Source organism: Arthrobacter sp. Dra40 (assembly GCF_059091905.1).
Window position 1 is genome coordinate 1 of sequence record NZ_JBNHHB010000195.1, and the last position, 9,551, is coordinate 9,551.

Sequence of the window (9,551 nt, forward strand, 5' to 3'; positions counted from 1 at the left end):
AGTAGTGCTGCGGCTGGTTCACCGGGTGGATGCCGGCGGCGGCCATCCGATCGATCTGCTCCAGCGTGGGCAGCCCGCAGTGTTCGATCCGGTGCCGGGCATCGGTATCGGGACGTTCCGCCTGCGCGGCCTCGATGGCGGAAATGACCATCTCCAGGGCCGTCGGGGACTGCGCGTGGGTGGCGGTCTGCAGACCCAACCGGTGTGCCTTGGAGATCAGCGCTGCGTAGTCGGCCGGGTCGTGGTAGAGCTGTCCGGTCCGGCAGGGGTCGCCCACGTAGCCGTCCGGGAAGTACGCGGTCCAGCCGCCCAGGGTGCCGTCGGCGTAGAACTTGAAGCCGGCGAAGCTGAGCCGCGCGTTGCCGAACTGGCCGTGCAGGCCCATTTCGGCGGCCTCGTCCAGCAGATGTGAGAGCAGGTACATGCTGACCCGGACCTTGAGCTGGTTTTCCTCGGCCATGCGCAGGTACATGTCGAACTCGCGGCGGGACACTTGGGCGTCGCCGATGGTGGTGACGCCGCCGGCCAGGAAGTTCTCCTGGGCGATCTGCAGCTGACGCAGGTGCTCCTCGGGCGCGTCGGCCAGGTGGAAGTTCGGGCCGTGGTGGCCGATCTTCACACCCTCCAGCCCGGTGAGGATGTTGCACGCGGCGTCGGAGAGCTCGCCGGTCAGCTCACCCGAGGCGTCGCGGAAGAATTCACCGCCGGCCGGGTTGGGGGTGTCCTTGGTGACGCCGTGCAGTTCGAACGTGTAGGAGTTCACCACGCCGCCGTGGCCGGAGGCGTTCATCAGGTAGACCTCGCGGTCGGTGGCGACCTCGTCGAGCTCCTGCCGGGTGGGGTGACGGCCCTCCACCAGGTTGGTGTGCTCGTAGCCGAAGCCTCGCACGGGCAGGCCGTTGGGGGTCTCGGCCGCCCGCTCCTTCAGCAGCGCGACGATCTCGGGGATGCTGCCGGCGCGTTCCGGGCCGCAGTCCACCCAGGTCTTCAGCTGCCCGTACATCAGCGGGTGCGCGTGCGCATCGATGAAGCCCGGCACAATCGTGGCCCCGCCGGCGTTGTGTTCCTTCGGGTCCGGCAGGCCGAGGTTGACGGCGGCGGCGCGGCACTGTGCCTCGGTGCCCACGGCGAGCAGGCGGCCGTCGTGCACGAGCATGGCCTCCGCCGTCGGGCGCTCTTCATCCATGGTGTGGATGGTGGCGGCCGTGATCAGCTGTGGGATGAAGCTGGTCGCGGGAGCGTCGAATGTCTTGAGTTTCCTCACCGGAAGGCCTCCAGGTTGGTGTTGCTGTTGTTGGTGCGTTCGGCGTCGTCAGCCAAGTCGGCGTGGTCGTGTTCGTCCTCGTCGCGGTGCTGGGGAGCGATCGCCAGGCAGATGATGCTCAGCACGCCCATGGCGCCGAACATGATCAGGACGGGCCAGATGCTGCCGGTGCTGCTGAACAGGAAGGTCGCGGTCAGCGGGGAGAGGGCGGCCCAGATGGCGTTGGCCATGCCGTAGGCCAGCGAGATGCTGGTGTAGCGGGCCTGTGCCCGGAACAGCTGGGACAGGATGGTCGCGGTCGGCGCGTAGGTGGCGGTCATGACCAGGCGCATCGCGGCGAACGCCAGGAAGATCAGCCATTCGGGCCCGGTGGACATCAGCAGGAACTGCGGGACGATGAGCACGATCGAGCCCACCAGGCCGACGAACATGACCCGCTTGCGGCCCCACCGGTCGCCCAGCCAGGCGACGCCCAGGGTGCAGATGAGCTCGACCAGGGCGGCCACGGACAGCGCGTTGAGGACCATGGTTTCGTTCAGGCCCACCGACGGGTCGGTGCCGTACGCGGTGGCGAAGGTGGTGGCCAGGTAGTAGCCGCCGGTGGAGATGGGCAGCAGGCCGATGCCGATGAGGATCGGCTTCCAGTTGGTGACCAGCGCGTGCTTCAGCGGCAGGGACTGGACCTTGCCTTCGACCTTCTCCTCGAAGACCGGGGATTCCTCCACCCGGTAGCGGACCCAGAAGCCCACGCCGATCAGCACCACGGAGAGCAGGAACGGGATGCGCCAGCCGCCGTCCACCAGGAACGTGTCGCTGATCCCGGACAGGTAGGCGAAGATCAGGGTGGCGCCCAGCGCGCCGGCCGGGTTGCCCAGCTGTGCGAAGCCGCCGTAGAAGGTCTTGTGCTTCTCCGGTGCGTGCTCCACCGCCATCAGCACGGCGCCGCCCCACTCGCCGCCCACGGCCAGGCCCTGCAGCGCGCGCAGCAGCACCAGCAGGACGGCGGCCCAGGAACCGATGTTCTCGTGGGTGGGCAGCAGGCCCACAAACACGGTGGACAGGCCCATGATCACCAGCGTGATCACCAGCGAGGGGCGACGGCCGAACTTGTCGCCGATGTGGCCGAAGATGATGCCGCCCAGCGGGCGCATGAAGAACCCGACCGCGTAGGTGGCGAAGGCTGCGGCGATGCCGGTCATCCGGTCCGCTTCCGGGAAGAAGAGCGGGCCGAACACCAGGGCCGCGGCCGTGGCGTAGATGTAGAAGTCGTACCACTCAATGGCGGTGCCGACGAAGGCCGCGAATCCGGCGCGGCGGGCCCGGGCGTGGCTGAACTGCGGCCGGGCTGCTGATGTATGAGACATGGTCTTCCACCTTAAGGTGTGGGCATGAGTGCCGTTGTGATCTCTGCGACTGTAGGGCCTGAATCACAATCCAACAAGAGCAGAAATCTTGCGTTACGGACCGCTAAATTCAGTTCTGCACTGGTTTTCGCGCATGATTTTCCGGAAGCGCTTGCTTGTGGTCTGAATCACTGGATAATTGACGACGGCGGTGCTCACTTGGGAGGTTAAGGAAACTTTGGCGGACCACACCGAAATGATCGACACAAAACTCGTCCGCGCCCTCCAGCAGGAGGGCCGGGCCAGCTACCAGGACCTGGCGCGCGAGCTCGGCCTGCCGCGCGCCACGGTCTCCGCCCGGCTGCGGGAGCTGCTGGACAGCCACACGGTCAGGGTGGTGGCCGCGGTGGATCCGGCGTTCCTGGGCCAGCACGTGATCGCGCACGTCTCGGTGGTGGCCTCCGGGCCGGTGCGGCATATTGCCCAGCGGCTGGCGGAGTGGCCGGAGGCCGTGCTGGTCTCCGCGGTGGGCGGCACCCATGACCTGATCGCCGAGCTCCGCGTCGCCACGCACGACGAACTGCACGCCGTGCTCACCCAGCTCCGCGAGCACCCCAATGTCGCCTACATCGACACGCTGGTCTACACCCGCGTGGCCAAAGGCTTCTTCATCTCCCAGTACGCCGGCGAGGTCACCATCGATGGCGTTGACACCCAACTCATCGAGATCCTGCAGCAGGACGGCCGCACCAGTTACCGTGACCTCGCTGCAGCGGTGGGGCTCACGCCGACAGCCGTGCGCTCACGCGTGCAGCGGCTGCTGGACGCCCGTGTCATCCGGATCAGCGCGGTGGAGTCACGCGGCGCAGGCGGCCGGCAGCTGTCCATGGGGGTGGGGCTGAACATCGCCGGCAGCAACGAGGCCGTCCTCGAACTATTGCGCCACTCGTCCCACGTGGAGTTCGTCGCCCAAACGGTAGGCCGCTTCGACGCCATCGCCACCCTCGCCGCCCAGTCCCCCCGCGACCTCCTGGCCCAGCTCGAAGAAATCCGCAGCCTCCCCACCGTCAGCCGCACCGACTCCTGGCTCCACCTCGAAGTCGTCAAAGAAGACTATGCCCGCCGGATCTCATAGGACGTGCATCTCCGAAGAGCAAAGCTGGATTAGTTTTGCCCTGATTGACACTTCTGGTCGATAGGCCAATGATGAGGAGCCAACTCAACATCAAAAACACTCATTGCTGAAAGCCGGCCTAGCACATACTTCTTGCGCCTAGGTCGCTCGATGCAATAGTGGCTCTTCTGCGTACTCCACACGGTCAACCTGTGCCACTGTTGTCCCGGTTCCACGATCAAGCCTGACGCGCACCAGCGATTGGGTCGCGTCGCTCGGTGCGAGTGCCAGAGAAAGGTAGTCGAACAGTTCCGGCTGATGAACCGCGATCACTACCTGGCGCTTATGCACGAAAGCGAGCTGCCGAATGATTGCTGCGAAGTTCGCAACATGAATATCATCCATTGACTGCACTGGGTCATCGAAGATTAACCATTGAAGCTCACTTGGCGCGGATAGGTGCAAGGCCATGAACAGCGCTAGGGCAGCGGAGTTGGTATTGCCGTAGCTGAGCATGGCCCCGGGGCTCCCCGAAATTCGTCCCCCAGGGAGTTCTGTCTCAAGCCGAACATCGACTGACCGACTCGACTCCGTCTGTTTTACAAACCGGGGAGTGAATCGTTCTGATGGAGCGAAGCGGCTGAAGAGTTGGGCCCACAACGAATTCAAGGATTGGTCGAAGACCTCGTTGATTAGTTTGGACCGAGTTCGTTCAGCGATTTGCAGGACCTCGCGAGAACTAGCCATACGCAATTCGGCCGTCGTCAGCTGACTCTGTAATGATGATATCCCCTGCTCGATTTCTTCCAGCTCACGCTCCCACCTCAATACCTCGCGTTGCATATCCTCTATGCTTTCGCGTGCATCGCGTTCGCGATGCCGCTGAATTTCGGCGGAACGAATCAGTTGCATGCGCGCTGCGATTTCGCGTCCGAGCTTTACTTCCGGTTCTTGAACAGGGAGATCGCGGACTGAGAAACCCAGTGCTTGAGCCACCTCGGCGACTCGGTCTGTCACGATAGCGCGCTCGGCAGCGTGAGCGGTCATCTCAGCGATACTTGTCTGGCTCATCTGAAGGTTGTGCCGCAATCGACTGCCCTCGGCGATGGAGTCGCTTAGTCCATTGAGGCTCCGGAACGTCTCGTCCATAGGCTCACTCGTAGCCAGCTGTGGGAGGCTTTTTTCAAGAACGACCTGTCGCACCTTCGCGAGCCGTTCCTCCCGCAGCTTTGTCAGCTCTCGCTCAGCAACTATGAGTTGACTTGAGTTCGCGCTCAATCGGTTGAGTTTTGCAGCGAGATGCTCTGCGAGCAATCCAACTCCAGTGAACTGTTCATCGCAAACTGGGCAATGCTCCGAGCCTGCAATCGGAATCGACAGTTCGAGAATCTCAATCAGAAGCCGCACATCTTGTGAAACGTCGATTGCCTGAGCCCTTGCCTCAACGGTCGCAATATCTTGATCAAGATCTCGAATCTGCCGGTCCAACTCGTCTATTCTTTCGGCACGTTCGCGGTCCTTGGCAGCTGCATCGGTGTGTTGCTGGTCAGCGAATGCAGCCCGCGCCACCGCCTCCTTGTATGCATCCGCCAATTGCCCGATTGTGGCCGCGGGTAGGCCTAGTGACGTTTTACGAATCCGGTTCAATTCGGCAAGCGCTGCGTCCCCGGTTCCCGATTTCCACTTCTCAAACGCGGTCTGGGCCTCCTCAGCTCGAATGATTTCGAGCCGATCGCCGCTGCCCGAAAGGAGAGCAGTCGTTTGCTGTCTCATGCTGGTAATAGCGTCGACCAGGGCCTGCAGTTCCTCTAGCCGGGCAAGCTCAGCACGACTAGTCTCGGATCCTCGACCACGCTCGGTTGACTCGCGCAAAAGATCACTCACGTCGATCGAGTCTGGATCGCCGACCAGGTCGCGAAGCAGGGTGACGCCGACGTTGAATTTTTCCACGGCAGTATTTAGCCGCACAGTTGCCTCAGTATGCCGCCGCCGAGAGGCTTCGAGTTCATCCGCCCCGCGGCTCCAGGCATGTACCACTTTCTTGCTCCGCCTCCGGTCACCCGAAGCATGAAGTCCGTCGATGAGGGCGTCGAGATCATCGAGGCCTACGAGGGACTTCACGAACCGGACCAAGGCCGTGTCTACCTGTTTACCGGTCTCGGTGTACGACTCAAGCAACCGCCCCAGCGCGGTTTGAGGAAGAAAGCTACGTTCTAAGAAATAGGTCTGCTCTGCCGGCGTCAGCGCAGCGCTTCCGGTAACGTGGTCGCCGTTCAGTTCAAACGACCCCACCCGAGCGGCATTGCGGCGGCCGGCGAGGGATAAACGAACGCTTCCTAATGGGAAATCATGATTTCGGAGAAGCGAACGCGTGTTTCCGCCCTGGTCTTCTAAAAAACCAACCCGGCCCGTAGCGGCGAGTTCAATGGCGCTCAGGAGGCTAGTCTTTCCCGCACCGTTGGCACCGTGAACGAGTGTGATCGAACCGTCCAGCGGAATCACGCACCGCCCAGAGATACTGCGAAAGTTCTCGACGACGAGCTCTGTTAGTCGTAGTTCAGACATCGGATCTTCCCTTGATCATAAATGACTCATCGAGCCAGGTTCGGTAACGGTCACTCACCACACTTGCACCAGCGCTTGCCGCATAGACGAGCCTCAAGAGATCGTGTGCGGACTGTTTCTTGCCGATCGCTTCGGCCACCTCCGCGATGCCGTCAAGCTGAGAAGTAGCGGTAGCAGGCAACCGAAGCCTCAGAAGCGGGCCGATCATCCGTTCGGTTGCCAGCGAGCCATCCACTACTAGCACTCTCGCGAGTTCGAGTAGTTCATTCAGACCTGTATTAGGCGACGGCTCGCCGATCAAGATCACCGTCACGGTGCGGCGTGAGCTCGCCGAATCAAGCGCCCTCGCTAGACGTTGTACAAGCCAATAGAGCCTCAATGCGGATTCGCGCGAATCGGGACGGTCGATGATCAGCGAAAGATCCATATTTTCTGGCGGGCTCTCCCACAGGTTCGGAATCTTTAGCTGAACCTCGCCGATAGTGATCTGAGGGGACATTTCCACGTATCCGTTGTCCACAAGAAGGCGAACTACTTCTGATCGGAGCCCTTCCGGGAATATAGTGCTCGTCAAAGCCCGGCTCCAGTCTCGAATCGATCCATAAGATCCTCCATATCTGCAACCGAATCAGAGAGATCGCTCCACGCCAATTCCCGACGAGTGCACACCCTGCGTCCACGTCCGATTCGTCCCCCGGGTGAACGCGCCGCGGCCACAGAGCCAACGTTCATCTGCAGCAGAACCATGTCGTCGCGACCGCTAATCCAGTCATCACTCGCCATAGCAGCGATCGCCTCGCTAGCCCCGCGTACGACGACCAGAGTTGATCCGGTGGAGGTCCGCCTGTGTGAAACCCGTATTCGGCTGCCCTTCTCCTGGCTGCACAGGGAGACGCGCCAGCGACCCGCCTCCTCACCGAACCCGATCATTCCAACTGCCACTGCTAGAAGGTCGATGCCCATTGCTACGGCCGCGAAGTCAGTTTCGAGCTGGCTCCTAGTACCCCGAGCCAGAGGAAGGTATCGCGCGGCGCCAACAGTGGCGGGGCCGAAATAGGTCCTTAGAAAGTCAGAATATCCGCCGAGGAGGAAAGCTGCCAGCGACACCTCGTCCTGCCCAAAGGCTATAACAACCCGCAACACGAGACGGCGAATTCCCCTTTCCAGACATGGCAGCAGGTCCACTGGCAAGTCTTGGTGCCGCTGGAGGGCTGCCGCGAACTTTGACGCGAGCACTTCGATGAGGAGGGCCGCCGTGACAGGTCCGGCAAACGCGCCAAGTGCCGACCGCTGGACAATGCTCGGGCGATCGCGTCCGTAATCCTCCCCGTATGCAACCTCAAGTACGTCTCTCTGGCTGGGAAGCACGGCAGGTTCAGCGAATAAGTACGCCGGATGAGCGGACTCCCAGTGCCAAGGGCTGCGACTTGCTGCGGCCTGAAATATGGCGAGCAGATCACTGTCCTGTACTGAAAGTCCAAGCACGAGCGAACGCGTTCGCATGGTCAGATCGCGCAGGTGGTCCCTCATGTGCGCATACGCTTCGTCACCATGCAACCTGCTGATCTGAGCGGTAGTAGCGATAATTTTGTCGCGATACCGCGCGGAATCGTTCAGCGTTAGAACAGCGCATCCGTGAAACTTTGCGATCTCGGCGTGACCGTGAGCATCTCTCGGATCATTAATATCAACGTAGACGTCGAGCAGAGCGCTCGTCGCCGAGATGTCCAGGAGGGCCTTCTCTACCAGACCGTCCCAATTTCCAGATGCCAGGGTGGTGAGGACGCCTTCGGAAATAAGCATGGCGAGAATCGTGTGTGTCGGTCCAGGCTCGAGATCCGGGTCTCCATAAAGCTGAGGGAGACCTGCCCCGTCGATGAGCAGATAGTCGTTCGGCTTCCCGGCGACCCCTACACTTAGCACCCGGCTGTACTGCTCGCGGAGCGTCTCCACGGAAGCGGGCTCCCAACCCACTGGGTCGGCTTCATATCGCAGACGTTCTCCCGGCAGATAATCGTCAAGAATTTCCAGCAACGCGTCTCCATGACTATCAGCGTCGGGTTCCCCAGATGCCGCTCGGTCTCGCAGGAAACGCAGCACCCGCGCAATCAGTTCGACGAGGTCAGGTACCTGATCGCGGGAAATCCCAGACCCCAGCCATACGAATCTTTTGCCGTCCGCAACGTCCTCAATCAACTGTGGATGGTTTGCTCTAAGCAATCTCCATGCCTCCCGCATATATCTCCCTTCACCCAGAGCGCAGGCTCACCGTCGTGGGTGCGCTGAACAAATCTTTTGATGGACCCGCGGGTGAGTACGGCCTCCGACCCCACCGCACCGACATCTCCCGCGTGGGATGGTAGGCAATGGGTCATTAGACGGATGGTTCTTTGCCTCGAATTTGCAACCCTCTACTTGGTCCAAATCGGCCCACGATTCGCCCGGGCGCATGCCCTCGATCCCGGCTACATCATCGAGCGTTTCATTTTGACCCCGAAAACACCAACACACGATCCGCGAACATCACCATCAAAGACGCCCAAGCAGTTAACATAAGCAACTGCAGTGCTTATGCGCGCCAGAGGTGGCGCCACGACCGGCGCTTCGGCTGTGGTTCTTTTTCATTTAAAGTGCGGCTGGGAATGAATGATTTATCAAACTAAAGTCTGGGCCTTGGCCCGGGTCGGCAGAAGTACTGCGTCGCAACTGCCTGCCATGCTGCATGAGGATTCCCGTCAAGCCCGTCAAAACTCCCCCAAGAGATGGCGCTGCGTAGATGGGATGCCCGAGTGAATTTAAACCCAGAGCTTAACGCGCTCGCTAGACCAGTTGATCCGACGATTGAGGCAACCAGTAAGGCAATGCCCTCAGGACTCATCGTTCAACCGGCGATGTGTTCATATTAATCACCTCAAGACTCTACAGGCGTCGCCATTACTGCCACTGCAACTCGCCGTCTTTTGGTCCGTTGCACGAGAGGAAACTCATTCGGGCGGGATAGGTAGAGCAACAATCTGGCCAGCAAGTGCTAGCGCGGTTCGTTTGTTGCTTCGCTGGTCCGGGAAGACGGAAACGCAGACGGCATCAAGGCGGACGGTCAGGTCCTCTCCCCGGTCCTGACCGAGGCTGTCGTCTACAAGACAGCGGCCCATGAGATCGAGCGGGCCGGAGTCTCCGAAGCGCGGGCACGACGCCGGGATCGCTAGCAGACCTGTAGCAGGTGAGCCACCCCTCCGGGGGTGGCTCACCTGCATTCAAAGTTCCC

Annotated in this window: 6 protein-coding genes; 1 reads left to right on the forward strand and 5 read right to left on the reverse strand. The window is 61.3% G+C overall.

Translation table 11 applies throughout. The features are described 5' to 3' along the window. Together AC5RWT_RS30740 and AC5RWT_RS30745 are read right to left on the reverse strand one after the other, a co-directional pair. A partial coding sequence (locus AC5RWT_RS30740; RefSeq protein WP_494083516.1) for an amidohydrolase occupies positions 1–1,264 on the reverse strand: 1,264 nt, incomplete at its 3' end. After that, on the reverse strand, positions 1,261–2,628 hold the full coding sequence (locus AC5RWT_RS30745) for an MFS transporter (RefSeq protein WP_494083517.1): 1,368 nt from the start codon (positions 2,626–2,628) through the stop codon (positions 1,261–1,263). The genes AC5RWT_RS30740 and AC5RWT_RS30745, both read right to left, overlap by 4 nt. 217 nt (positions 2,629–2,845) lie before the next feature. Here AC5RWT_RS30745 and AC5RWT_RS30750 point away from each other — a divergent pair, with 217 nt between their 5' ends. Beyond that, positions 2,846–3,742, forward strand: a complete 897-nt coding sequence (locus AC5RWT_RS30750; protein WP_494083518.1) for an Lrp/AsnC family transcriptional regulator — start codon at positions 2,846–2,848, stop codon at positions 3,740–3,742. 138 nt (positions 3,743–3,880) lie between these two features. Here the strand turns inward: AC5RWT_RS30750 and AC5RWT_RS30755 are convergent, their stop codons facing one another. The 3 genes from AC5RWT_RS30755 to AC5RWT_RS30765 all read right to left on the reverse strand — a co-directional run bounded on the left by AC5RWT_RS30755 (position 3,881) and on the right by AC5RWT_RS30765 (position 8,482). Beyond that, on the reverse strand, positions 3,881–6,286 hold the full coding sequence (locus tag AC5RWT_RS30755; protein WP_494083519.1) for an AAA family ATPase: 2,406 nt from the start codon (positions 6,284–6,286) through the stop codon (positions 3,881–3,883). Beyond that, positions 6,279–6,785, reverse strand: a complete 507-nt coding sequence (locus AC5RWT_RS30760; RefSeq protein WP_494083520.1) for a hypothetical protein — start codon at positions 6,783–6,785, stop codon at positions 6,279–6,281. Before AC5RWT_RS30760 ends, AC5RWT_RS30755 begins: the two co-directional genes overlap by 8 nt. Positions 6,786–6,856: 71 nt before the next feature. Continuing rightward, entirely contained in the window at positions 6,857–8,482 is a 1,626-nt protein-coding gene (locus AC5RWT_RS30765) for an SIR2 family protein (RefSeq protein WP_494083521.1), read from the reverse strand. Between the last annotated feature and the right edge of the window lie 1,069 nt (positions 8,483–9,551).

What these genes read in the sequence shown, in the direction of transcription:
- AC5RWT_RS30745 (WP_494083517.1), bottom strand. Translation starts at nt 2,628, where the DNA reads ATGTCTCATACATCAGCAGCCCGGCCGCAGTTCAGCCACGCCCGGGCC.
- AC5RWT_RS30755 (WP_494083519.1), bottom strand. Translation starts at nt 6,286, where the DNA reads ATGTCTGAACTACGACTAACAGAGCTCGTCGTCGAGAACTTTCGCAGT.
- AC5RWT_RS30760 (WP_494083520.1), bottom strand. Translation starts at nt 6,785, where the DNA reads ATGTCCCCTCAGATCACTATCGGCGAGGTTCAGCTAAAGATTCCGAAC.